Origin of the sequence: Chelatococcus sp. XZ-Ab1, from assembly GCF_029309855.1 — a bacterium.
Lineage (GTDB): Bacteria > Pseudomonadota > Alphaproteobacteria > Rhizobiales > Beijerinckiaceae > Chelatococcus_A > Chelatococcus_A sambhunathii.
This window is the reverse complement of sequence record NZ_JARKII010000008.1, coordinates 48,542-71,339: the sequence shown is the minus strand read 5'-3', so window position 1 is coordinate 71,339 and position 22,798 is coordinate 48,542. Positions and strand designations below refer to the sequence as shown.

Sequence of the window (22,798 nt, the reverse complement as noted above, 5' to 3'; positions counted from 1 at the left end):
GCGCGACAAGGGCCGAGCGGCTACCCTCCGGTGGGAAGAGGAGAGGGGCAGGCCCGCGCGCTACCCTTACAATCTGTCGAGCAGGCCGAAACCGAGCATCGCTGCAATCAGCAGCGGCCGGCGCAGCAGGCGCCCGCCGGGCAGTTTCGGCACGGGAAGATCCGTCATCACCGACAGGCGGCGGTCGTCGCCGAGGATGGCTTCGGCGATGGCCCGCCCGGTGAAGGGGGCGAGCATGACGCCCTGGCCGCTGTAGCCGGAGGCGACGTGGAGGCCCGGTTCGGTCTGGCGCACGAAGGGCAGGCGCGGCGCGGTGATGCCGAGCACGCCGCCCCAGCCATGGGTGATGCGGACATCGGCCAGCATGGGGAAGATGGGCAGCATGCGCCGGCGCACACGCTCGGCGAAGTTCGGTGGCAGCGTGGCGCCATAGCTTTCGCCCCCACCGAAGACGAGCCGCCCGTCCGCCGTGCGGCGGAAGTAATTGACCACGAAGCGCGTGTCCGCGCCCGCATAGGGCCCGGTGAAGACCGCATCCGCCAATGGCCCGAGCGGCTCGGTGGCGATCATGAAATTGACGAGCGGCATGACGTGGTCGGCCACCGTCGGCACGAGCCGGCCGTTGTTGCCGTCGCCGGTGACGATGACCGAAGCCGCGTCGATGTCGCCCCGCGGCGTCGCGAGGCGCCATCCCGCCCCCGTCCTCGCAAGGGCCGTCGCCGGCGTGTCCTCGGCGATGCGGGCTCCCGCCGCAAGGGCGGCCACGGCGAGCCCGCGCGTCAGCGCCAGCGGGTCGAGATGGCCGCCCTCGGCATCGAAGACGGCGCCGTGATAGCCCTCGGCGCCCGTGTAGCGCGGCAGGTCCGCCTGTTCGACCACCGTGAGATGGCTCGCGCCGTAATGCCGCGCGAGATGTTCGGCGTCGGCGGCGAGATCGCGGAAGAGGGCGCGGCGGTGCGCCAGCGTGATGAGGCCGCGCTGCAGCGCGCAGGCGATCTCCTCCTGCTCAATGACTTCAAACAGCCAGCGGTGCGCCTCGGCGGCATAGTCCCACAGGGCGCGGGCGCGCATCTTGCCGACCTTCTCCTCCAGCCAGCGCTGGTCGCGCCTTTGGCCGGGATGGATCTGTCCGCCGTTGATGCCGGAGGCGCCGGCGCCGACGCGGCCCCTCTCCACGACGATGACGTCATGGCCGGCCCGTGCCAGCGTCAGCGCCGCGCCGACACCGGTCAGCCCGGCGCCGACGATGGCGACGTCTGCCCGCGCGGGCCCGTCGAGCGCCGGCTGCGGCGCGAGCGGCGGCGCGGTCGTTTCGTAGAGATTGCCGCCGGCGGAGGGTTTCTGCACGGGCTCGTCCTTCGGCGGGCTCGCCGGTCACACGTTCAGCAGCAGGAACTCGCGCTCCCACGGGCTGATCACCTCCATGAAGGTCTCGAACTCGGCTCGTTTCACGGCGGTATAGGTGCGCACGAAGCTGTCGCCGAACAGGCCGGTGAGCGCCTCGCTCTCCTCGAGCGCCGCCGCCGCCTCGAGGATGCCGCGCGGCAGGTCGTAGTCGAGCGAATAGGCAGAGCCGACGACCGGATCGCTCGGCTTGAGCCCGGCCTCGAGACCCAGCAGCCCGCAGGCGAGAGAGGCGGCGATGGCGAGATAGGGATTGGCGTCGGAGGAGGGCACCCGGTTCTCGACGCGCCGCCCGGAGGGGTCCGACGGCGGGATGCGCAGGCCCGTGGTGCGGTTGTCGTAGCCCCAGGCGACATTGATCGGCGCTACCGAATAGCGTGTCAGCCTGCGGTAGGAATTGACATAGGGCGCGAGCATCGACATGGCCGCCGGCAGGTGCGTCTGCAGCCCGGCGAGGAAGGAGAAGAACTCGTCCGTCGGCTTGCCGTCCTTGTCTGAGAAGATGTTGTGGCCGCTCTCGATGTCGGTCACGGACATGTGGATGTGCATGGCCGAGCCCGGCTGATGCGCGATCGGCTTGGCCATGAACGTCGCATACATGTCGTGCTTCAGAGCTGCCTCGCGGATGGTGCGCTTGAAGAGGAAGACTTGATCGGCGAGGTCGAGCGGGTCGCCGTGGCGCAGGTTGATCTCCATCTGGCCGGCGCCTTCCTCGTGGATCAGGGTGTCGATCTCCAGCCCCTGCGCCTCCGAGTAGTCGTAGATGAGCTCGAACAGGTCGTCGAACTCGTTGACGGCGGCGATGGAATAGGCCTGTCGGCCGATCTCCGCCCGGCCCGAGCGGCCGATCGGAGGCTCCAGCGGATAGTCGGGATCAAGGTTCTTCTTAACGAGGTAGAATTCGATCTCGGGTGCCACGATGGGCTGCCAGCCACGACGGCGATAGAGCTCGATCACCCGCTTCAGCACCTGGCGCGGAGCGTGCTCAACGGGGCGGCCGTCGCGATAGAAGGCCTCGTGGATGATCTGCGCCGTAGGGTCATTCGCCCATGGCACGAGAGCGATGGTCGAAAAGTCGGGCTCCAGCACGAGATCGCCATCCGCCGGGGCGTCCTTGTCGAGCACCTCGTGCGGATAGTCGCCGGCGATCGTCTGGTAGAAGATCGCGCCGGGCAGGCTCATGGTCGGCCCGCCGAAGAACTTTTCCGCCGGCATCACCTTGCCGCGCGCGACCCCGGCCTGATTCGGCACCACGCACTCGATCTCCTCGATGTTGCGCTTGGAGACGAAGGCGCGGGCCTCCTCGATGGAAGCGGCGCCGCGGGTGTGGGATACCTTGTTCTGGTGCGCTCTTTTCTTCGCCATGTCATCCGCCTGATATGCCGGGAGAGGTAACGGTGCGGCCCCCCGGCCTGTCAACTGCCCACCCGCGCCGAGAGCATCGCTCTCGCTGTTGTCGCCGGGCCCGGCTGCGACTAACGTGCGCGCCCGCAACGGTCCGGTTTGGGAGGTAGTGCCGGAATGTCCATGGCTGTCGACGGGCGCAGGCGCGGGTCGCTGGCAATCGGCGCCGTGCGCCGCGATTTCGCCCCCTGGGCCGACCCTGCGGCGACGCCCTTCATCCGCTTCGAACGGGTCACCAAGCGCTATGGCGACGTCGCAGCGGTGGCCGACCTGTCGCTCGACATCTTCGAGCGCGAGTTCTTCTGCCTGCTGGGGCCCTCGGGCTGCGGCAAGACCACGCTGATGCGCATGCTGGCGGGCTTCGAGGCGGCGAGCGAGGGGCGCATCGTGCTCGCCGGCCAGGACCTCTCCGGCGTGCCGCCCTACCGGCGCCCGGTCAACATGATGTTCCAGTCCTACGCGCTCTTCCCGCACATGAGCGTGGAGCGCAACATCGCCTTCGGCCTCGAGCAGGACAGGCTGCCGAAGGCCGAGATCACGGAGCGGGTCGTCGAGATGCTGCGCCTCGTGCAGCTTGAGCCCTTTGCCCGCCGCCGCCCGGCCCAGCTCTCGGGCGGTCAGCGCCAGCGCGTGGCGCTCGCCCGTGCCCTCGCCAAGCGCCCCAAGGTGCTGCTGCTCGACGAGCCGCTCGGCGCGCTCGACAAGAAACTGCGCGAGGAAACCCAGTTCGAGCTGATGGACCTGCAGGTGAAGCTCGGCATGACCTTCCTCGTTGTCACGCACGACCAGGAGGAGGCGATGACCATGGCTGACCGCATCGCGGTCATGGATCACGGCCGCATCGTCCAGGTCGCGACCCCGGGCGAGATCTATGAGCAGCCGGCGAGCCGCTATGTGGCGGAGTTCATCGGCGACGTGAACATCCTCGAAGGCAAGGTGAGCGAAGCCGGGGAGGGGCGCTGCACGCTCGCAGTCGCCGACGCGCCGGCCTCGGTTTCGGTCGCGGGCGTCGCCGAGCCGCTAAAGCCCGGCCAGGAGGTGGCGCTCGCCCTGCGTCCCGAGAAGCTCGTGCTGACCCACGAGGCACCGCCTGCGGGGACGCCGAACGTCTTTGCCGGCACGGTCTGGGACATCGGCTATCTCGGTGACTGGACGATCTACCTGGTGCGCCTGGCGAGTGGCAGGACGTTGCGGGTGTCGCGCGCCAATGCCACCCGCTTCGTCGAGCGGCCGCTGAGCTGGGACGATGAGGTCTTCGTTCACTTCGCGCCCGAGGCGGGCGTCGTCCTGACGCGGTGAAGACGATGAGCGATCAAGAAAGAATGGATGTGGCCCCGCGTCCGCCCGACCGGGGCGCTTTCGGCCGGGCGCTTGGCGCGCTCGTCCCGGCCGTGCCCTTCCTCTGGCTGACCTTCTTCTTCCTCATTCCCTTCGTTATCGTCTTCAAGATCGCGCTGTCGGAGCCCGCGACCGCGCAGCCGCCCTACCGGCCGGTCTTCGACCTCTCCTTCGGTCTCGAGGGCCTCAGCGAAGCCCTCTCGCAGCTCAGCTTCTACAATTTCTCGCTGCTCTTCGAAGACAGCCTCTATTTCTCGTCCTTCATCTCCTCGCTGCGTATTGCGGCGGTTTCGACTGTCCTGCTGCTCGCCATCGGCTTCCCCATCGCCTATGCCATGGCAAAGGCGCCGGAGCGCTGGCGGCCGACGCTGCTCATGCTCGTCATCCTGCCGTTCTGGACGAGCTTCCTCATCCGTGTCTATGCCTGGATCGGCATCCTGAAGCCCGAAGGGCTGCTCAGCGCGCTTCTCATCAATCTGGGGCTCATCGGCGAGCCGCTGCAGATCATGAACACCGACACGGCGGTCTTCATCGGCATCGTCTATTTCCTACCTGCCCTTCATGGTCTTGCCGCTCTACGCGACGCTGGAGAAGTTCGACTACAACCTGCTGGAGGCGGCCGAGGATCTCGGCTGCCCGCCGCTGCGCGCCTTCTGGCGCATCACCGTGCCGCTCGCCATGCCGGGCATTCTCGCCGGCTGCCTCCTGTGCTTCATCCCCGTCGTCGGCGAGTTCGTCATCCCGGACCTCCTCGGGGGCTCCGAGACACTGATGATCGGGCGCACGTTGTGGAGCGAGTTCTTCTCCAACCGCGACTGGCCGCTCGCCTCGGCGGTCGCCGTCGTGCTGCTCGTGCTCCTCGTCGGCCCCATCGTCGCCTATCGCGACATCGAGGCGCGGCGCTGGGAGAAGGCGAAATGAACCGGCGTTTCGGCTTTTTCGACGCGACGGCGCTGACGCTGGGCTTCGCCTTCCTCTACCTGCCCATCCTCATCCTCGTCGTCTATTCGTTCAACGCCTCGCGGCTGGTCACGGTCTGGGGCGGGTTCTCCACGCAATGGTACGTTTCGCTGCTGCAGAACGAGCAACTGCTGCAGGCGGCCTGGATCTCGCTGCGCGTCGCCTTCCTCTCGGCGGCGGCGGCGACGGTGCTCGGCACGCTCGCGGCGCTCGCGCTCGTGCGCTACGGGCGCTATCCGGGCCGCACGCTGTTCACGGGCATGGTCTATGCTCCGCTCGTGATGCCGGAGGTGATCACCGGCCTGTCGCTGCTGCTGCTCTTCGTCGCCGTGGACTTCGACCGTGGCTTCTGGACGGTGGTCCTCGCCCACACGACCTTCACCATGTGCTTCGTCACGGTCGTGGTGCAGGCGCGCCTCGTCGATTTCGATCGCAGCCTCGAGGAGGCGGCGATGGATCTCGGCTGCCCGCCGCTGAAGACCTTCTTCACCATCACGCTGCCGCTCATCGCGCCGTCGGTGCTCGCTGGGTTCCTGCTCGCCTTCACGCTGTCGCTCGACGACCTCGTGATCGCAAGCTTCACGTCGGGGCCGGGCGCCACAACCCTGCCCATGCGCATCTACAGCCAGGTGCGCCTCGGCGTGACGCCCGAGATCAACGCGGTCTGCACCATTCTCGTGGCGCTCGTCACCATCGGCGTGATCATCGCCTCGCTCGCGACGAAGCGCTCGGCCGTCGCGCGCCAGTAGTGCCTACTGCAGCGTGCCGCCTGCCGAAGAAAGATCTGCCGGCGGCACCTGCGGTGGCGGAGTGATGAAGAAGGGAGCCGCCGCGCTCGAGCGCTGGATGAGCGCATCGACATCGGGCAGGACGGCAGGGTCGTCCCAGCTGCCGCGGATCTTGAGCGGAAAGCCAGATGGCACGGCCGATGCCGCGGCCTTTGGCGGCGTGACGGTCGCGTCGAGCAGCAGCCGCCGATCGCCGACAAGGACGTGCCCGGTCATGAGGCCCCGCACACCTGGCGTCGTCATCTCCATCGTGCCGACGTCGGCGATGCCGCCGCTGATCGTTACCTGGCCCGTGATGCTCTCGAAGGGCGTGCGCCCGCCGCGCCATTCGAGCGCAGCGGCGAGCGGGCGCACTTCCGCGCGCCGGGCGAGCTCAGGCAGGTTAACGCCAGCGATGGATCCCGCCGAAATGTCGAACTGGCCTTGGCCGCGAAGGCCATGCGCGAGTTCGGCAAAGGAGGCGCCGGAGGCTTCCATCTGGAACTGGGCGGTGCCGCTTCCAGAGAGACGGGTGATGTTGCCGGCGTCGTTGAGGAGGCCGAGCAGGTCCACCTTGTCCGCCTGGCCGGAGAGCCGCACATCGTAGCCGGCGGGCGAGGGCGAGGCCGTGAGGCGCCCCTTGAGGGTGCCGCCGTAAAGGCCGGCCCGTCCCAGCGCGATTTCAAGCCGCCCGTTCCTGATCTGCATGGAGCCTGCGAGACTGTCGATCGGCATGCGCCCGAAATAGGCCTTGTTGATCGACAGCCGCAGGTCGAGGTCCGCCTGATCGAGGCCACGCGTGCCCAGTTGATCGCGGCTCCAGCCGCCGTCGGCGCCGCGCCTCGGCAGGAGGGGGCGCAGGAAACGCTCGAGCTGCAGCTCTTCGGCTGCCAGAGTGCCCGAGACGGCGAGCCGCGCCTGCTCGAAGCGCGCCGTGAGCGCACCGTCGATGCGGCGCCGGTCGATCTCGATGCTCGCCTGCGGCAGTGACAGTCCGCGCGACGACATGGACACCGAGCCGGCGAGCGAGAAGGTCTCGACGAGATGACCGAGCGGCACGATGCCGCCGAACTGGCTGTCGGCCCAGCGCAGGGACCGCGTCGCGACGCGCAGGTCGCCGTTGAGCTGGGGATCTTCGGCCCCGCGCACATCGCCCTTGAAGGCGAGGTCGCCGAACGGGCTCTGCAGCTGGATGGCGAGGGGAGAGGCGCGCCCGTCGACGATCGCGGCCGGTGAGAGGGAATCGAGGCGGATGTCTACCGGTTCGCCATGCCACTGCGTGGTGCCCGCTACGGCGAGCGGTCCGGTGAGCGAGGGCCAGTAGACGACGAGGTTGACCTGGTTGGCGAGCGCGGGGGCCTCGTCCTTTGCGCGCGTCAGCACGAGCCCGTCGATGATGATGAGCCGCCCGACATGCCGGCCGCGGGCCGTGCCGTTCCGCCGGCTCTCGATCTCGCGTCCGGTATGCGCGTTGAGCATGGCCCACAATTCGCGCAGCGTCCCGACACGGCTGAGGTCAAGCCGCGGCTGCACGAGCGTGACCTCGACGAGTTCCATGCGGCCGAGCAGAAGGGGCAGCAGCCGCAGTTCGCCGCGCAGCTGGCGGGCGCGCGCCACTTCCTCGCCTTGCGGCGTCTGCAGGCTGACGTTCTCCAGCTTGACGCGCGGCACGGGCAGGAGCGCGAAGGTGGCCCGCCCTTCGGTGGCGAGCCCGAGACCGGTCGTGCGCCGCATCTCCTCGCCGATGGATTCGGCGAGCGGCTTCGTGGCCAGCGTCCACGGCATCACGGCCATGACGCAGGCCGCAAGGACGGCGGCCGTCACGAGAAAGAGCTTGGACCTTGTCATCGCCACTCGCGTCCGGCATTGGCCCTGGCTCCGGGCCAATGGCGCAACTCAACCATCAGGCAGTCTGATCCGTTTACGCCGATTCAGACGTCTCGCATAGGATTCTCGTCCAGTTGCCCTCCTTTGCTCCCTGATATTGGCGCTTTATGGACATTGCGAGCCGCGCTATCACCGCGGGCGATGATCGAGGGAGGATAGTGACGATGACCCCTGCCGCACCTTTGTGGACCCCTTCGCCCGAGCGCGTGGCGGGAACGACCCTGCGGCGGTTCATGGACTTTCTCGGCGAGCGTGCCGGACGGCGCTTTGCCGATTACGCCGACATCCACGCCTTCTCCATCGCCGAGCGGGAGGCGTTCTGGTCGGCCCTGTGGGACTTCTGCGGCGTGATCGGCGAGAAGGGCGAGCGCATCCTCGTCGACGACCGCATGCCGGGGGCGAAGTTCTTCCCCGATGCGCGCCTCAACTTCGCCGAGAATCTCCTGCGCCGTAACGACGGCAGCGAGGCCATGGTCTTTGCCGGTGAGGCCGGCTCTTCCCTGCGCCTCACCTGGGCTGAGCTCAATGCCCTCGTCTCGCGTCTGCAGCAATGGCTTGCCGCCCAGGGCGTCGGCGTCGGCGACCGCGTCGCGGCCATGATGCCGAACCGGCCCGAGACCATCGCCGCCATGCTGGCGACCGCCTCCCTCGGAGCCACCTGGTCCTCCTGCTCGCCGGACTTCGGCGTGCAGGGCGTCATCGACCGCTTCGGGCAGATCGAGCCGAAGGTCTTCATCGCCATCGACGGCTATTTTTACGCCGGCAAGCGCCTCGACCTGACCGACAAGGTGCGCGATGTGGTCGCGCGCCTGCCGAGCCTCGCGGCCGTGCTCGTCGTGCCCTATGTCGGCATCGCCGACGAGGTGGCGGCGAGCGTCGGCGACAAGGCGACGGCGCTGCCGGCGCTCACAGCCGAGTATGCAGCCAAGCCGGTGACCTACGAGCGGCTGCCGTTCAACCACCCGTTGTGCATCCTCTTCTCCTCCGGCACGACGGGCGTGCCCAAGTGCATCGTCCATGGCGCCGGCGGCACCCTGCTGCAGCACCTCAAGGAGCACCGCCTGCAGTGCGACGTCAGGGCTGGCGACCGCTTCTTCTACTTCACCACCTGCGGCTGGATGATGTGGAACTGGCTGGCTTCGGGCCTTGCCAGCGACGCGACGCTCATCCTCTTCGACGGCTCGCCCTTCCATCCCGAACCATCGGTGCTTTTCGATCTCGCCGAAAGGGAACGCATCACGCTTTTCGGGACCTCGGCGAAATATATCGACGCCTGCAAGAAGGCCGGACTCGCGCCCGCCCGCACGCACGATCTTTCCAGCGTCCGGCTCATCACGTCGACTGGCTCGCCGCTCGCGCCCGAGAGCTTCGATTATGTCTACGAGGCCATCAAGCCGGATGTGCATCTGGCCTCGATCTCCGGCGGCACCGACATCGTCTCCTGCTTCGTCGGCGGCAGCCCGATCTCGCCCGTCTACAAGGGCGAGATCCAGGCCGCCGGCCTCGGCATGGCGGTCGAGGTGTGGGACGAGGCGGGCAGGCCGATAAGCTCCGGCAAGGGGGAACTCGTCTGCACCCGCGCCTTTCCCTGCATGCCGGTGATGTTCTGGAACGATCCGGGCGGCAAGAAGTACCACGCCGCCTATTTCGAACGTTTCGACGGCATCTGGTGCCACGGCGACTTCGCCGAATGGACCGAGCACGGCGGCATCATCATCCACGGCCGCTCGGACGCCACGCTCAACCCGGGCGGGGTGCGCATCGGCACGGCCGAGATCTACGCCCAGGTCGAGCGCATTCCCGAAGTCGTGGAGGCGCTCGCCATCGGCCAGGAATGGGACAACGACGTGCGCGTGATCCTCTTCGTCCGGCTGCGGGAGGGCGCGGTGCTCGACGAGGCCCTGCAGGACCGCATCCGCCGCGAGGTGCGCTCGGGTGCGAGCCCGCGCCACGTGCCGGCCCGCATCGTGCAGGTGGCGGACATTCCGCGCACCAAATCCGGCAAGATCACGGAGCTCGCCGTGCGCGACGTGGTGCACGGCCGCGAGGTCAAGAACAAGGAGGCGCTGGCCAATCCCGAGGCCCTCGATCTCTACAGGGATCTGCCCGAGCTCAAGAAGTGATTGCGCCTGTCCGGCTTGCACTGTGCGCGCCGGCGCCGGGGCCTTGGGACGCAACCTTTCCGTCCCGCGCTCATCGCAGGCAACCATGCCTTGGCGTTGCGAAAGGCCTGACGGCGTGGATGGCCGGCACAAGCTCGGCCATGACGAAAAGGGACCGTGTCGCCTCCGTGCCGCTCACGGCCGGAACGAGGCCGGCCGGTCGACCTCGGAACTCGAGGCGCGCAGCGAGACGGCGTAGCGCCCACGGCTCATGCGGGCGAGCAGGATCACGGGCACGAGGCCGAAGACGACGATGAGCAGGGCGGCCACCGCGCCGTCCTCGTAGGTGCCGCGCGAGGCCTCGGCATAGAGGTGGGTCGCCAGCGTCTCGAAGTTGAGCGGCCGCAGCAGCAGCGTCGCCGGCAGCTCCTTCATGCAATCGACGAAGACGAGCAGCGCCGCGCCGAGAAGGGCGGGGCGCACCAACGGCAGGTGCACGCCGAACATGGTGCCGAGCCGGCCCTGTCCCAGCGCCCGCGCCGCATGGTCGAGCGAGTGCGGGACCTTGGAGAGCCCGGCCTCGATGCCGCCATTGGCGATGGCGAGGAAGCGCACGACATAGGCATAGACGAGCGCCACGCCCGAGCCCGAGAGGATGAGGCCCGTCGAAATGCCGAAAAGGCTGCGCATCGCCCCGTCGACCGCATTGTCGAAGGCGGCGAGGGGCGTCAGCAGGCCGATGGCGAGCACCGTGCCGGGAATGGCATAGCCGACGCTGGCGAGCCGTGCCAGGACATTGGCCTCCCGCCGCTGCACGATGCGCGCCGTATAGGCGACGACGAGACCGAGCGCGATGGTGACGGCTGTGGCGACGGCCGCCATCGTCACCGTGTTGATCGTCTCCTCGAGAATGCCGGGGGAGATGCCGGCGAAGGACACGCGCTTGTAGGCCTCGTGGGCGAGGTGCAGCGCCGGCACGCAGAAGCCGAACAGGACGGGCAGGAAGCCGACGGCCAGCGCGCCAAGCCCGCGCGCGCCCGCGAGCCGCTGCGGCACGAGCCGCCGCGCCTGCTGCGCGGCCGCCGCGTAGCGCTGGCGGCGCCGCGCCCAGCGCTCGATGAGGATGAGGGAGATGACGAGCGCCAGCATGACGAGGGCGATCTGCGCCGCGCCCGGCAGGCTGGAGCGGTTGATCCACGTGGCGTAGATCGACACCGTGAGCGTGCGCACGCCGAGGAACTCGGAGGCGCCGATGTCGTTGAGCGCTTCCATCAGCGCAAGGCTGGTGCCGACCACGATGGCGGGACGGGCGAGCGGCAGTGCCACGTGGAAGAAGACGCGCCGGCGCCCGTGGCCGAGTGTGCGCGCCACCTCGACGAGGCTCGCCGCCTGCATCAGGAACATCGCCCGCGTCGACAGGTAGACGTAAGGGTAGAGCACGAGGCTGAGCAGGAGAATGCAGCCCCACATCGACCTGACGTCGGGAAACGGCAGGTCGCGCGGGTTGCTGATCGCGAACAGCGCCCGGATGGCCGTCTGCACCGGGCCGATCGGGTGCAGCACGTCGAGATACGTATAGGCGACGATGTAGGTCGGGATGGCGAGGGGCAGCAGCAGCGCCCAGTCGAGCACCGATCGTCCCGGGAAGTCGTAGGCCGTCACCAGCCAGGCCGTTCCCGTGCCGAGGACGATGACGAGCGCGCCGACACCGAAGAGAAGGATCGCCGTGTCGCGGATCGCCTGCGGCAGCACCGTGTCGACGAGATGCGGCCAGAGATCCCCGGAGCCCTGCGCCGCGAACCAGGCGAGCGCCGCGATGGGCGCGACGACGCCGAGCGCGATCACGCCCGCAGCGACGAGCCAGCCGGAGAGCGGAGGCAGGGTGAGGCGCCGTGGTGCTCCGGCGCGTCCCTCGCCGGCGGCGGCAATGGTCATCGGCCGGCTGTCCCGTTGCGCCGTTCCGACGGGAGACCGGCCTCCGCCGGCATGGAACGGAAACGAACAATCCCGGAGCGCTCAAGGAGCGCACCGGGACGGGGAAGCGTCCGCTTGGGGCTGGTCATCGAAACCTCGTGCGGAAGGCAGGCGAAGGAGCTTCGCCTGCCTCGCTGCCGCTCAGTTGTCGAAGCCGACCTTGTCGGCGAGCTCGCTCGCCGCCTTGCGGTGCTCGGCGATGTCGGTCAGCAGGGCGGGATCGACCTTCAGCTCGCCGAAGCTCGCGATGATCGGGTCGGCCTTCACGCCGGCCTTCACCGGATATTCGAAGTTCGCCTTCGCGTAGAGCTCCTGCCCCTCGTCCGACACGAGGAACTCGAGCAGCTTGACGGCCTCGTCCTTATTCGGCGCGTTCTTGGCGATGGCCGCGCCGGAGACGTTCACATGCGTGCCGCCATTGGCGAAGGTCGGCAGCACGACCTTGATGGCCTCGCCCCACTTCTCCTGGTCGGGACCGCCCTTGCCGGAGCGCATCAGACCGACATAGTAGGAATTGCCGATGCCGATGTCGCAGATGCCGCCGAGGATGTCGCGCGCCACCTCACGGTCACCGCCGCCGGCCTTGCGGGCGAGATTGGCCTTGACGCCCTTCAGCCACGCTTCGGCCTTCTCGGCGCCGTCCTTGGCGATGACGGTGGCAAAGAGGGCGGTGTTGTAGGGATGCTGGCCCGAGCGGATGCAGACCTTGCCCTTCCACTTGGGATCGGCCAGCTCTTCATAAGTGAAGGCATCGATGTTGGTGCGCTCCTTCGAGGCGTAGAGCACGCGGGCCCGCAGCGTCAGGGCGAACCAGTTGCCGTCCTTGTCGCGCAGGTTGGCGGGAATCGCCTCCTCAAGCACCTTCGACTGGACCGGCTGGGTGACGTTGCGGTCGACGAGATCGATGAGGTTGCCGAAATCGACGACCATCAACACGTCGGCTGGCGAGTTCTGGCCCTCGGCGGCTACACGCTCGCCGAGCCCGTCCTTGACGAAGACGGTGTTGACCTTGACGCCAGTCTTCTCGGTGAAGGCATCGAGCAGCGGCTTGATGAGGCCGGGCTCGCGCGTCGTGTAGAGGTTGACTTCCTGGGCGAGCACCGCGCCAGCGCCCATCCCAGCAGCAAGGAAAGAAGCGGCGCCGATGAGCGTGCGAGCATAGCGTTGCATGATTGTAGCCTCCCTCGGTCCGGGACGGGGCCCCAGCCTCGATCGCAACTTGCGTATGAGCAGAGGCGTATGCCGCCACGGGCACGGCGCGTCAACAAAATAACCAATCAAATCAATAATTTATAATCTCTCTAAAGAGCGACCGGTCAGAAATCGACTCCCGCCGGCCGCTCCTCGATGCCCTGCGGCATCGGTTGCGCTTGCGTTCCTCGCGGCGCCGGCGCGATCATGCTTACCGGCCGGCGTGGCCGTGCAATGGCATGCCGCGGTGGCGTCGCAAGGCTGGGGGAGACGATCATGGCAATGCCCGATGGCTTCAAGCGCATCACGCTGCACCTGGCGCGCTCGCGGGAGTTCCCACAGGGGTCGGCCCGACATGGCTATGAGATCGTTGCCCCGCTCGATGCGGAGAACCATCTCGATGTGGATGTATGGCGCAAGCACAGGGAGGCCTGTCGGGTGCGCCGCTTTTGGGCCGGCGAGCGGACGGAGCTCGGTCATCTCGTTCATCGCGCCGGCGGCATGGGCGGCTCGACCTGGGTGTTCGATTATGACGCCGCTGCGGGCGACGATGACGAGGCCGGTTTCCGTCTCGGCGACCATGTCTGGGTGCCGGGCGAATATGTCTCGATCCGTGATGATGAAGGCGAGATGCACACGTTCCGCGTCGTGACCGTCGAGGATGTCGGTTGAGGGCCGGAACGGGCGCGCCCTTCAGCCGTGGCCCGCAGTATTCGGCTTGCCGCCCGCAGGTACGGCTTCATGGGCGCCGTGGTACGGGCCCGGCGCAACTATCCACCGTAACGTCCCCTCTTCCACTGCATCTCGGCCATGAGGGTGGTTGACCGTGGCCAAAACGCACTCTATATGCAGCCCACCTACGGCGGTGACCGCAATCGACCGGCACGGTTCTGTCGTGATCGGAATGGTTTAGGCAAATCAACGCCCTGTTGGGGGATAGTTTAACGGTAGAACAGCGGACTCTGACTCCGTTAGTCGTGGTTCGAATCCACGTCCCCCAGCCATATGAAATTCAAGAACAATTCGTCCTGATGAGGAACGGCCGGCAGGGCCGTCCCGACGTTTTTTGCAGGCGTCGTCGTCTGGCCCGCCACGGGGACGCCTTGTGACCAACGAGGTCACGCTGCGCGGGCCGCGTGCTTCAGGGCAGGCCGCCGCGCAGCCAGTTGATGACCAGCGCAAGCAAGACGGCGAGCAGCATCACGGCAAGGATGATGAGGCAGCCGCTCGGTCGCATCTCACGAACGTCGTCCGGCGGCTCCTGTTCCGGCCCGTTGGCCATGGCCATCTCCCAACTGCGAGAATGCGCGTCACACGTCCGCAGGTGCGCCGCGGTTGCGGATTATGCACGGTACGGGCCGAATGCCGACGGCAAAGCCGCCATCGCGCACGTCATCAACGGTCCGCTGACGAGGCCGATTTGTGTTCGAGTGACCCGACATGTGATAACTCCCCGTCAGTTGTGTGCGTCGGAGCGGGCATGGTCGGAACGTCAACCGAGGAAGTCGAGCGACTTGCGCAGCGGCTCATGCAGGAAAGCGCCTCGGCCACGCGCCTGTCGTCACGCGAACGCATGGTGACCGCCGCCAAGATGCTCCGGGCGCTCGCCCGGGAACGGGACCAACTCGTGCAGGCGAGTGCCGCGCCAAGGCCCGTCCGGCGCATGCGGATGCTTCTCGAAGGGTTGCTGCGCGGTCGTTGAGGCCGCAAAGGGCGCCAGCGAGTGTCCGACGCCAGGCACGTGTCTCGAAGCCGACGGCAGCGAAGCGGCGTCGTTTTTGGCGCGCCCGGGCCGTCATCGCGGCCGGCGTTGCTGCCGCCAGCCTCGCCGCAAAAAAGTCCGAATTGCGGCAAGACTGCCCACAAATTGGCGATATTCCAAAGTTGTCATGGCCAAGAGACGCTGCCCGATTCGAGGGAGGGGCTGATGGCATGCGTATTCACCGGGGGCTGACGGTCGTCATTACCCTGCTTGCGGCGATCGCTGTCGCGATGCAGGTTGATCTGTCGGGCCTGCTGGCTGCGATGGAGCGCGGCTTCGGACGCGAGACGATCTTCGCTTTCTTCTGTATATTATTGAATTTCTACCTGTCCTTCGTGCGCTTTCGCTATTCCTTCAGGGCGCTCGGCATCGGGGTGCCGGGAGGCCAGGCAGCGCGTGCCTTCGTGCTCGGCCATCTCGGCAACCAACTCATCTTCAGCGTCGTTGGCCAGGCGGTCGGACGCTCTGCGGTTCTCGCCGGGGCCGGCGTCTCTCCTTCGGCGATCACCTTCCTCAGCTTTCTCGAGCGCATGATCGCGCTCGGCTCTCTCCTCCTCTTCGCGCTGGCCGGGGGCGCCTATACCCTCGGCCGCATCGTGTTCGACGTTGAAGGGGGCGGGGGGTACCTTGCCTATTTCGTTCTTTCGCTGATCGCCGTCGTGCTGTTGTACGGCCTCGCCAACCGGCGCCAGCTCAGGCGGCTCCTCGCCCAGCTGTCGGGGCAATTGGCTTGGCCAGTGCTCGCAGGCTGCTTCCTTCTCTCCGTGGTTGCCCATTGCGCCATGCTGGGTGCCTTCTATGCGCAGTTCTCGGCCTATGGCGAGCCCGTGCCGACTGTTGCGGCGCTTGCCGCCCTGTCGGTGGTCATGTTCCTTGCCGCATTGCCCATCAGCTTTGCGGGCTGGGGCATCCGTGAACTGAGCGCGGCGCATGTGCTCGGCGCGCTTGGCGTGCCTGCGGTGGTGGGCGCCGCGGTCGGGGTCGCCATCGGGCTCCTTTCGCTCGTTCTCGTCATCGGCTGCCTGATCGCCGTGCCGTTCATGACGATCCGGCCGAAACCGGTGACGGCCAGCGCGCCGGCGCCACAGATCGTGGCCAGCCGCAACGACATCGATCGGCTCTTTGCTGCGCTTGCCGCTTTCCTGCTGCCCGTGGCCGTGGTGTTCCAGCTCAGGGTGCCGATGCCGAGCCACTGGCTGAACGTGAACCTCGCCGATCTCCTTGCCGTGTCGGCCTCTGCGGTGCTGGCGCTGACCTGGGGCTGGACGCGCCCGCTGATAAGCCCGGCCCGCTGGGTCGTGCCACCGCTCGCGCTTCTCTCCGCCGCCATCGGCCTGTCGCTCACGATCGGCTATGTCAACCACGGCTTCCTGTCGTGGGCCTTCGTCAATCGCACCATGGGCTGGTTCGTCATCCTGTCCTATTTCGGCGTCGGCTTCCTGCTGTGGGCGCACAGCGGCCGGGCGCGTCTCTTGCGCGCCGTCCATCTGGCCGTGAGCGCGGTCAGCATCGTCGCCGCACTTCAGATCGTGCTCTATCTCGCCGGCAGCTATACGGCACTCGTGCCGGCCGGCATCAATCTGGTGCGGCTCGAAGGCTATCTGGCGGACAGCAATGCCTTCGCCTTCCAGTGCGTCATCGCCTTCATCGCCTTCTTCTGCCTCAGGGCTATGGCCGCCGTCAGCGGGCACAGGATGGGCATTCACCTCGCACCCGCCGTTCTCGTTGCGGCCGTCGTGCTTGCCCAGTCGCGCACCGGCTGGGTCCTGATGGGCACCGCGGTCGTTCTCACCGCCTTCTGGATGCCGGCGGTGCGCCGGGAACTGGCCCTGTCGATCGTGACGGGGCTCGCTTTCATCGCGGCCATCCCTCTCGTCGAGATGATCGTCACGGCGGCCATGTCGCTGCTTGCGTCGACGGGCGGCGTAAGCGGTGCGGGCGGCGGGGGCGGCGACGCGGGAGGCGCGCTCGTGCAGACCTTCGCACAGGGCATGCAGCGCGGCTACGCCGACAGCGAGCGCTGGGAGACCGTCTGGCGCGGGCTCGAGCTGTGGCGGGAGGCGCCGGTCTTCGGCCATGGGCTCGGCGGCTTCATCCACGACCGTCTCGTGCAGGGCAAGTCGAGCCAGGTCATCCACAACGTTCCCGTCTGGGTGCTGGCGGAGATGGGGCTCGTCGGCTTCGTGATGTTCGCCGCGGCCCTGCTGCTCTTCGTCCGCGGCCTCGTCCTCCAGCGCACGGCGCCCGGCGCGGCGCTGCCCGTCAATGCGGCGCTCATCTGCCTCGCCGCCTTCTGCCTCGGCGGCCTGACGCAGGATTTTTTCTACCAGCGCCTGTTCTGGTTCGTGCTCGGGCTGATGGTGCCGCTGGCCTGCAGCGCTCCCCGCCAGCCGGCGGTCGGCGTTCCTGCTCCGAGGCCGACCTGACCGACCCTTTGCGGGATCAGGCCGGCCTGCGCGCTTGGCACAGGCTGCCCCTCTATGTAGTCTGATTGCGAATGGATCGCGCAGGCGGCCGCATGGCATGCAGCGCTTGACCGGGAAATTCCGACCGTGACGGTCATCGACGACCTCGGCGCCTTTGAAGGCGCATCGCCGGTTCCGCCCTTCGAGACGCGCCAGACGCGAGGGGCGGAGGCGCTGCGCGAAGGCACCGACTCGCATGGGCGGCCGCATCGGCGCGGGCCGCGCCGCCGTTTGCGCAACCGGGACGGCCGCGGGCCGGCCTATGCGGCGCTCGATCTCGGCACCAACAACTGCCGCCTCCTCGTGGCGGAACCGACGCGCGGCGGCTTTCGCGTGATCGATGCCTTCTCGCGCATCGTGCGCCTGGGGGAGGGGCTCGGCACGGCCAATGTCCTCGGCGAGCCGGCCATCGGCCGCGCCATCGAGGCGCTGAAGATCTGCCGGGCCAAGATGGAGGCGCGTGGCGTCACCCGCGCACGTCTCATCGCGACGGAAGCCTGCCGCTCAGCCAGCAACGGGCCTGCCTTCGTCACCCGTGTCGCCCGCGAAACAGGGCTGACCCTCGAGGTCGTCGACCGGCGGACCGAGGCCTTCCTCGCCGTGCGCGGCTGCGCCAGCCTGCTCGATCCGCAGGCGGACGGTGCCATCGTCTTCGACATTGGCGGCGGCTCGACTGAGATTGTCTGGGTATCGGGCTTTGCCGGCGGCCTCGACGAGGATCCCGGCAGCCACGTGCAAGCGTGGGAATCATTGCCGACCGGCGTCGTCACCCTGGCGGAGCGGCACGGCGGCATCGACGTGACGCGCGACATCTTCGAGGCCATGGTGGACGAGGTCTCCGGGTTGCTCGCCGGTTTCGCGGAGCGGGCGCACGGGGCGAGCCGCGGGCGCCACTTCCATCTGCTCGGCACCTCCGGCACGGTCACAACGATCGCCGGCGTCCACCTCGACCTGCCGCGTTACGACCGGCGCCGCGTCGACGGCCTGTGGATGGCCAATGTCGATGCTACCCGTGTCATCGAGCGGCTCATCGCCGCCGAATACGGCGAGCGCGCCGCCAATCCCTGCATCGGCCGCGAACGGGCCGACCTCGTGCTCGCCGGCTGCGCCATTCTCGAGGCCATCCGCCGCGCCTTCCCTTGCGAGCGGCTGCGAATCGCCGACAGAGGTTTGCGGGAAGGCATCCTCATGGGCCTGATGGGCGAGGATGGCGTCTGGCAGAAGGGTGCGGCACGGTGAGTGATGCGGGTTCCGGCGGCAAGTCCGGGCGCAAGGCAGGGGGCGCAAAGGCGGGCGGCGCGAAGGCCGGCGGCGGGCGCGAGGGCCCGCATGGCCTGAAGGTGCGCGTCAAGACGGCCGGCAAGCGCTCCGTCGCCTCCACACGCTGGCTGGAGCGCCAGCTCAACGACCCTTACGTCGCCCGCGCCAAGCGCGAGGGCTACCGCTCGCGCGCCGCCTACAAGCTCATCGAGATCGACGACAAGTACAAGCTCTTCAAGCCCGGCCAGCGCGTGGTCGACCTCGGGGCGGCTCCCGGCGGCTGGTCGCAGGTTGCGGCGCGCAAGGTGGGCGTCGAGGCCGGGCGCGGGCGCGTCGTCGGCATCGATCTGCTCGACATCGAGCCCATCCCGGGCGTCGTCTTCGAACAGCTCGACTTCCTGAGCCCCGAAGCGCCGGAACGGCTCGTCGCCATGCTCGGCGGGCCGGCCGATGTCGTCATGTCCGACATGGCGGCCAACGCCACCGGCCACAAGAAGACCGATCACCTCAAGATCATGGGCCTCGCCGAGACGGCGATCGACTTCGCCCGCCAGGTGCTGGCGCCGGGCGGGATCTTCCTCGCCAAGGTGCTGCAGGGTGGCACGGAGAGTTCCCTCCTTGCGGATCTGAAGCGCGACTTCGCCACCGTCCGCCATGTGAAGCCCGCTGCGAGCCGCGCCGATTCTGCCGAGCTCTACGTGCTAGCGACCGGCTTCAGGCGACGCGCGAAGGATGAACCGCAAGATTCTGAAGAGACTCGCTGATCGGCGCTGGTTGAATCAGTTTCTGAACAGCCTGAATCGATTGCTCAGGAAGTTGAATCGGTTTTTAAGGTGCGGCCCGATCTGCAATCGCGCGCGCGGCAAGCCGGCGCGAAGGGCCACATGGCCGGATCCTTTGTCGCGGGCGATAATCCGCGCTCCTCGACCGCTACGCCATCCTGGAACGTGACCGGCCTTGATGACCGTGACGTTCCGGCCGAGCTTATCGGGCGAATGGCGTTGCGGACGGCTGCACCCGCGGTTGCCGGTCGCGCGGTGATCGCGAGAACTTGTGCGCTGCCGTGGCCATCACAGACCCGTCGACGATTGCGTCCGGCACCGCATTGGTGTCTGACGGAGACGGCACGCAGGGGAGTGATGAATTGTGACAGGCGAAGTCGCGATCAGGCTCGGCGCCTTTGTCGCCGTCTTTGCGGCCATGGCGCTGTGGGAGGTGCTGGCGCCGCGCCGGCACGATCTCGCCGACCGGCCGGTGCGCTGGACGAACAACCTCGGCATCCTGCTCGTTGACGCGCTCGTCGTGCGCCTCGTCGCGCCAGCCTCAGCGGTCGGCATCGCGCTCGCCGTGGAGGCGAAGGGCTGGGGGCTGCTGCCGCTTCTCGGCGCGCCCTATTGGCTCGCCGTCCTCCTGAGCGTCGTGATTCTCGATCTCGTCATCTACGCGCAACATGTTGTCTTTCATCATGTTCCGCTGCTCTGGCGCCTGCACCGCATGCACCATGCCGATACGGTGATCGACGTGTCGTCGGGCGGGCGCTTCCATCCCGGCGAGATCCTCCTTTCGCTCGCCATCAAGGGTGTGGCCATCCTCGTCCTTGGCGCGCCGGCGGCGGCCGTGCTCGTCTTCGAGGTGCTACTCAATGCCACCTCCATGTTCAACCACGCCAACATCCGCATCCCGCCGAGGCTCGAGCCGATGCTGCGCTGGCTCGTGGTGACGCCGGACATGCACCGGGTGCACCATTCCATCCTGCGCCGCGAGACGGATAGCAACTTCGGCTTCAATCTGCCGTGGTGGGATAGGCTGTTCGGCACCTATCGCGCCGAGCCGGAAAAGGGGCACGAGGCCATGACACTCGGGCTCGATGAGTTCCGCGACCCGCGCGAGCGCTGGCTCGATCGCCTCGTCACCCAGCCCCTGCGCAACGGGGACCAGGGTTGAGCGCAGCGTCCTTGCTCCTGCCGGTTCCAGCCCTTATCCGGGCTGCAGCTTCGACGGGAGGGCGCTCATGAACCTGCTTTTCGACCTCGACGGCACCATCACCGACCCCAAGCCCGGTATCACCGGCGCCGTACGCTATGCGCTCGCGGCGCTCGGCAAGCCCGCGCCGGCCGAGGACGATCTCGCCTGGGTCATCGGCCCGCCGCTGCGCGACACGTTCCGGACCTTGCTCGGCGAGGCGCTGGTCGAGCCGGCGATCGGCCTCTACCGCGAGCAATACGGCGCGACCGGCTACAAGGACGCACTCGTCATCCCCGGCATGCCGGAGACGCTCGACAGGCTCGCCACGGACGGCTACCGCCTCTTCGTCGCCACCTCCAAACCGCACTTCTACGCGCGGCGCGTGCTCGCCCACTTCGGCCTCGACAGCCGCTTCATCACCATCCACGGCGCGGAGCTCGACGGTACGCACGATAACAAGGGCGAACTCATCAGCTACATTCTCGCGACCGAAGGGCTCACCGCGGCCGAGACGCTGATGATCGGCGACCGCGAGCACGACGTGCTCGGCGCCGCCCGCAATGGCGTGCCCTGCATCGGTGTCGCCTGGGGCTACGGCAGCCATGCCGAGCTGACCGAGGCGGGCGCGCGCCACATCTGCGCGGCGCCCGGCGATCTGCCGGACGCCATCGCCGGTCTCTTCGCGCCGGCCTGAGGCCTCAGCGGCCCGGCATGTTGTCCTGCACCGCCTCGGCCGTGATCTGCCGCGAGGTGCGCGCGTGCCCGGAAACCTCGGCCCCCGCATCGGGCGCGAGGCGCAGCCAGTAGGCGAGCGAGGTGAGGGAGACGAGCGTGACAATGAGGAAGGCCGGCGCGAAATCGCCGGCCGTCAGGCCGTCGGTGCCGCGCACGTAGCCGGTCGCCTCCAGCGCCAGCGCCCCGATGGCGACGCCCATGGAGAGCGAGATCTGCTGCGACACGCTGGCGAAGCTCGTGGCGAGGCTCATGTCGCGGCTCGTCACGTCCGCATAGCCGACGGCATTGATGCTGGTGAACTGCAGCGAGCGGAAGAACCCGCCGATGAGCAGCACCGTGATGATGACGACGTGCGGCGTCTCGGGCGTGAAGAGGCCCGTTGCCGCGAGGAAGGCGCAGGCGATCACGCAATTGACGACGAGCGTGCGGCGGAAGCCGAACATGCGCAGGATGCGGGCGGCGAGCGTCTTCATGAACATGGCGCCGGCCGCCGCGGCGAAGGTCAGGAGGCCCGACTGCAAGGCGTTGAGCCCGAACCCGAGCTGCAGCATCAGCGGCAGCAGAAAGGGCACGGCGCCAACGCCGATGCGGAACAGCGACCCGCCGACGACACCGGCCCGGAAGGTCGGAATGCGCAGGAGCGCGAGATCGAGCACCGGATGCGCCGCGCGCCTGGCGTGACGCCAGTAGAAGAAGAGCATGACCGCGCCGGCGATGACGAGCAGCACCGACACCTCCTCCGAGACGAGATGCCGCCCGCCGGTGGCGAAGCCCATCATGAGCGCCGAGAGCCCGATGGCGGTCATGGCGAAGCCGGCGAGATCGAGCGGCGGCACGTCCTCCTCGCGCACGTTCTCGATGAAGACGCTGGCGAGGACGATGCCGACGAGGCCGATGGGGATGTTAATGAAGAAGATCCAGCGCCAGTCGAAGAAGGTGGAGATGAAGCCGCCGAGCGGCGGGCCGACGACCGGGCCGATCATCGCCGGAATGGTGAGATAGGCGAGGGCCTGCACCATCTCGGCCTTCGGCACCGTACGCAGGATGACGAGGCGGCCGACCGGCACCATCATCGCCCCGCCCATGCCCTGGACGAAGCGGGCGAAGACGAACCATGCGAGCGAATTGGCGAGCGCGCAGAGCAGCGAGCCAGCCATGAAGATGAGGATGGCGGCGCGGAAGATGGTGCGCGCGCCGAAGCGGTCGGCCATCCAGCCGCTGACGGGAATGAAGACGGCGAGGCTGACGAGATAGGAGGTGAGGGCCAGCTTGAGCGCGATGGGATCGACGGCGAGGTCGCGGGCGATCACGGGCAGGCTCGTCGCCAGCACCGTCGAGTCCATGTTCTCCATGAACAGGGCGCAGGCGACGATCAGCGGGACGAGGACGTTGCGTGACACGGCAGGACCCATCGGGCGGGAGCAGCAGACCAACGGCCCGTTGCGGTGGGTGGTTCCTCTTAGCACAGCCCCCCAGCGCCGGTACCGCGACCACCGGGCAGGTCGCCGGCGACCTATGCAACCGCTGCAGGCAAGCGATCGCTCGCCGCGGTGCGGGCAAGCGGTAGAGCAGACGGCACACTTT

At 68.0% G+C, this 22,798-nt stretch carries 17 protein-coding genes, 1 tRNA gene and 1 pseudogene; 12 read left to right on the top strand and 7 right to left on the bottom strand.

The window, feature by feature from the left end:
- Window positions 1-66 precede the first annotated feature (66 nt).
- On the bottom strand, window positions 67-1,347 hold the full coding sequence (locus P2T65_RS13255) for an FAD-binding oxidoreductase (protein ID WP_276199940.1): 1,281 nt from the start codon (window positions 1,345-1,347) through the stop codon (window positions 67-69).
- A 27-nt stretch (window positions 1,348-1,374) separates the two neighbouring features.
- Entirely contained in the window at window positions 1,375-2,769 is a 1,395-nt protein-coding gene (locus P2T65_RS13250; RefSeq protein ID WP_055459995.1) for a glutamine synthetase family protein, read from the bottom strand.
- A gap of 162 nt (window positions 2,770-2,931) precedes the next feature.
- Here P2T65_RS13250 and P2T65_RS13245 point away from each other — a divergent pair, with 162 nt between their 5' ends.
- From P2T65_RS13245 to P2T65_RS13235, 3 genes and pseudogenes are all read left to right on the top strand, one after another.
- Window positions 2,932-4,107: an ABC transporter ATP-binding protein gene (locus P2T65_RS13245; RefSeq protein WP_055460089.1), complete on the top strand. Its 1,176-nt coding sequence runs from the start codon at window positions 2,932-2,934 to the stop codon at window positions 4,105-4,107.
- Window positions 4,108-4,130: 23 nt separating this feature from the next.
- Window positions 4,131-5,067 (top strand): annotated as a pseudogene (locus P2T65_RS13240) (ABC transporter permease subunit).
- On the top strand, window positions 5,064-5,855 hold the full coding sequence (locus tag P2T65_RS13235) for an ABC transporter permease (protein ID WP_071923648.1): 792 nt from the start codon (window positions 5,064-5,066) through the stop codon (window positions 5,853-5,855). The pseudogene P2T65_RS13240 and the gene P2T65_RS13235 overlap by 4 nt, the downstream one beginning before the upstream one ends.
- Before the next feature lie 3 nt (window positions 5,856-5,858).
- Here P2T65_RS13235 and P2T65_RS13230 read toward each other — a convergent pair whose 3' ends face one another.
- A complete protein-coding gene (locus tag P2T65_RS13230; protein ID WP_071923649.1) occupies window positions 5,859-7,721 on the bottom strand; it encodes an AsmA family protein in 1,863 nt (620 codons plus the stop codon).
- A 203-nt stretch (window positions 7,722-7,924) separates the two neighbouring features.
- Here P2T65_RS13230 and P2T65_RS13225 point away from each other — a divergent pair, with 203 nt between their 5' ends.
- Window positions 7,925-9,883, top strand: a complete 1,959-nt coding sequence (locus tag P2T65_RS13225; RefSeq protein ID WP_276199939.1) for an acetoacetate--CoA ligase — start codon at window positions 7,925-7,927, stop codon at window positions 9,881-9,883.
- A 174-nt stretch (window positions 9,884-10,057) separates the two neighbouring features.
- Here P2T65_RS13225 and P2T65_RS13220 read toward each other — a convergent pair whose 3' ends face one another.
- Both P2T65_RS13220 and P2T65_RS13215 read right to left on the bottom strand, forming a co-directional pair.
- On the bottom strand, window positions 10,058-11,797 hold the full coding sequence (locus P2T65_RS13220) for an iron ABC transporter permease (protein ID WP_071923650.1): 1,740 nt from the start codon (window positions 11,795-11,797) through the stop codon (window positions 10,058-10,060).
- 180 nt (window positions 11,798-11,977) lie between these two features.
- Entirely contained in the window at window positions 11,978-13,006 is a 1,029-nt protein-coding gene (locus tag P2T65_RS13215) for a Fe(3+) ABC transporter substrate-binding protein (protein WP_055459989.1), read from the bottom strand.
- 303 nt (window positions 13,007-13,309) lie between these two features.
- Between P2T65_RS13215 and P2T65_RS13210 the strand changes: the two genes are divergently transcribed.
- Both P2T65_RS13210 and P2T65_RS13205 read left to right on the top strand, forming a co-directional pair.
- Window positions 13,310-13,699, top strand: a complete 390-nt coding sequence (locus tag P2T65_RS13210; protein WP_082464847.1) for a hypothetical protein — start codon at window positions 13,310-13,312, stop codon at window positions 13,697-13,699.
- Between the two features lie 258 nt (window positions 13,700-13,957).
- A tRNA-Gln gene (locus P2T65_RS13205) sits at window positions 13,958-14,031 on the top strand.
- Window positions 14,032-14,168: 137 nt separating this feature from the next.
- Here P2T65_RS13205 and P2T65_RS13200 read toward each other — a convergent pair.
- Window positions 14,169-14,309, bottom strand: coding sequence for a hypothetical protein (locus tag P2T65_RS13200; protein WP_157672588.1), 141 nt, complete (start codon window positions 14,307-14,309; stop codon window positions 14,169-14,171).
- A 198-nt stretch (window positions 14,310-14,507) separates the two neighbouring features.
- On the opposite strand from P2T65_RS13200, the gene P2T65_RS13195 reads away from it, so the two are divergent.
- The 6 genes from P2T65_RS13195 to P2T65_RS13170 all read left to right on the top strand — a co-directional run bounded on the left by P2T65_RS13195 (window position 14,508) and on the right by P2T65_RS13170 (window position 21,173).
- Window positions 14,508-14,729 (top strand): hypothetical protein, encoded by a 222-nt coding sequence (locus P2T65_RS13195; RefSeq protein ID WP_055459987.1) that lies wholly within the window; start codon window positions 14,508-14,510, stop codon window positions 14,727-14,729.
- 230 nt (window positions 14,730-14,959) lie between these two features.
- Entirely contained in the window at window positions 14,960-17,215 is a 2,256-nt protein-coding gene (locus P2T65_RS13190) for a lysylphosphatidylglycerol synthase transmembrane domain-containing protein (RefSeq protein WP_276199938.1), read from the top strand.
- A 270-nt stretch (window positions 17,216-17,485) separates the two neighbouring features.
- Window positions 17,486-18,493 carry a Ppx/GppA phosphatase family protein gene (locus P2T65_RS13185; protein ID WP_245280571.1) on the top strand — a complete coding sequence of 336 codons (1,008 nt, stop codon included), beginning with the start codon at window positions 17,486-17,488 and terminating at the stop codon, window positions 18,491-18,493.
- Window positions 18,494-18,588: 95 nt separating this feature from the next.
- The gene (locus tag P2T65_RS13180) at window positions 18,589-19,278 is read left to right on the top strand and encodes an RlmE family RNA methyltransferase (RefSeq protein WP_055460087.1); all 690 of its coding nucleotides are present in this window, start codon (window positions 18,589-18,591) and stop codon (window positions 19,276-19,278) included.
- A gap of 382 nt (window positions 19,279-19,660) precedes the next feature.
- Window positions 19,661-20,458: a sterol desaturase family protein gene (locus tag P2T65_RS13175; protein ID WP_245282552.1), complete on the top strand. Its 798-nt coding sequence runs from the start codon at window positions 19,661-19,663 to the stop codon at window positions 20,456-20,458.
- 67 nt (window positions 20,459-20,525) lie between these two features.
- Window positions 20,526-21,173 (top strand): HAD-IA family hydrolase, encoded by a 648-nt coding sequence (locus P2T65_RS13170; RefSeq protein WP_276199937.1) that lies wholly within the window; start codon window positions 20,526-20,528, stop codon window positions 21,171-21,173.
- A gap of 4 nt (window positions 21,174-21,177) precedes the next feature.
- Here P2T65_RS13170 and P2T65_RS13165 read toward each other — a convergent pair whose 3' ends face one another.
- Window positions 21,178-22,626, bottom strand: coding sequence for a DHA2 family efflux MFS transporter permease subunit (locus tag P2T65_RS13165; protein WP_055459983.1), 1,449 nt, complete (start codon window positions 22,624-22,626; stop codon window positions 21,178-21,180).
- Between the last annotated feature and the right edge of the window lie 172 nt (window positions 22,627-22,798).

Coding starts and splice junctions, on each gene's coding strand:
- P2T65_RS13195 (WP_055459987.1), top strand. CDS start 14,508: ATGGTCGGAACGTCAACCGAGGAAGTCGAGCGACTTGCGCAGCGGCTC.
- P2T65_RS13245 (WP_055460089.1), top strand. CDS start 2,932: ATGGCTGTCGACGGGCGCAGGCGCGGGTCGCTGGCAATCGGCGCCGTG.
- P2T65_RS13200 (WP_157672588.1), bottom strand. CDS start 14,309: ATGGCCAACGGGCCGGAACAGGAGCCGCCGGACGACGTTCGTGAGATG.
- P2T65_RS13170 (WP_276199937.1), top strand. CDS start 20,526: ATGAACCTGCTTTTCGACCTCGACGGCACCATCACCGACCCCAAGCCC.
- P2T65_RS13210 (WP_082464847.1), top strand. CDS start 13,310: ATGCCCGATGGCTTCAAGCGCATCACGCTGCACCTGGCGCGCTCGCGG.
- P2T65_RS13225 (WP_276199939.1), top strand. CDS start 7,925: ATGACCCCTGCCGCACCTTTGTGGACCCCTTCGCCCGAGCGCGTGGCG.
- P2T65_RS13220 (WP_071923650.1), bottom strand. CDS start 11,797: ATGACCATTGCCGCCGCCGGCGAGGGACGCGCCGGAGCACCACGGCGC.
- P2T65_RS13215 (WP_055459989.1), bottom strand. CDS start 13,006: ATGCAACGCTATGCTCGCACGCTCATCGGCGCCGCTTCTTTCCTTGCT.
- P2T65_RS13235 (WP_071923648.1), top strand. CDS start 5,064: ATGAACCGGCGTTTCGGCTTTTTCGACGCGACGGCGCTGACGCTGGGC.
- P2T65_RS13165 (WP_055459983.1), bottom strand. CDS start 22,626: ATGGGTCCTGCCGTGTCACGCAACGTCCTCGTCCCGCTGATCGTCGCC.
- P2T65_RS13190 (WP_276199938.1), top strand. CDS start 14,960: ATGCGTATTCACCGGGGGCTGACGGTCGTCATTACCCTGCTTGCGGCG.
- P2T65_RS13230 (WP_071923649.1), bottom strand. CDS start 7,721: ATGACAAGGTCCAAGCTCTTTCTCGTGACGGCCGCCGTCCTTGCGGCC.
- P2T65_RS13250 (WP_055459995.1), bottom strand. CDS start 2,769: ATGGCGAAGAAAAGAGCGCACCAGAACAAGGTATCCCACACCCGCGGC.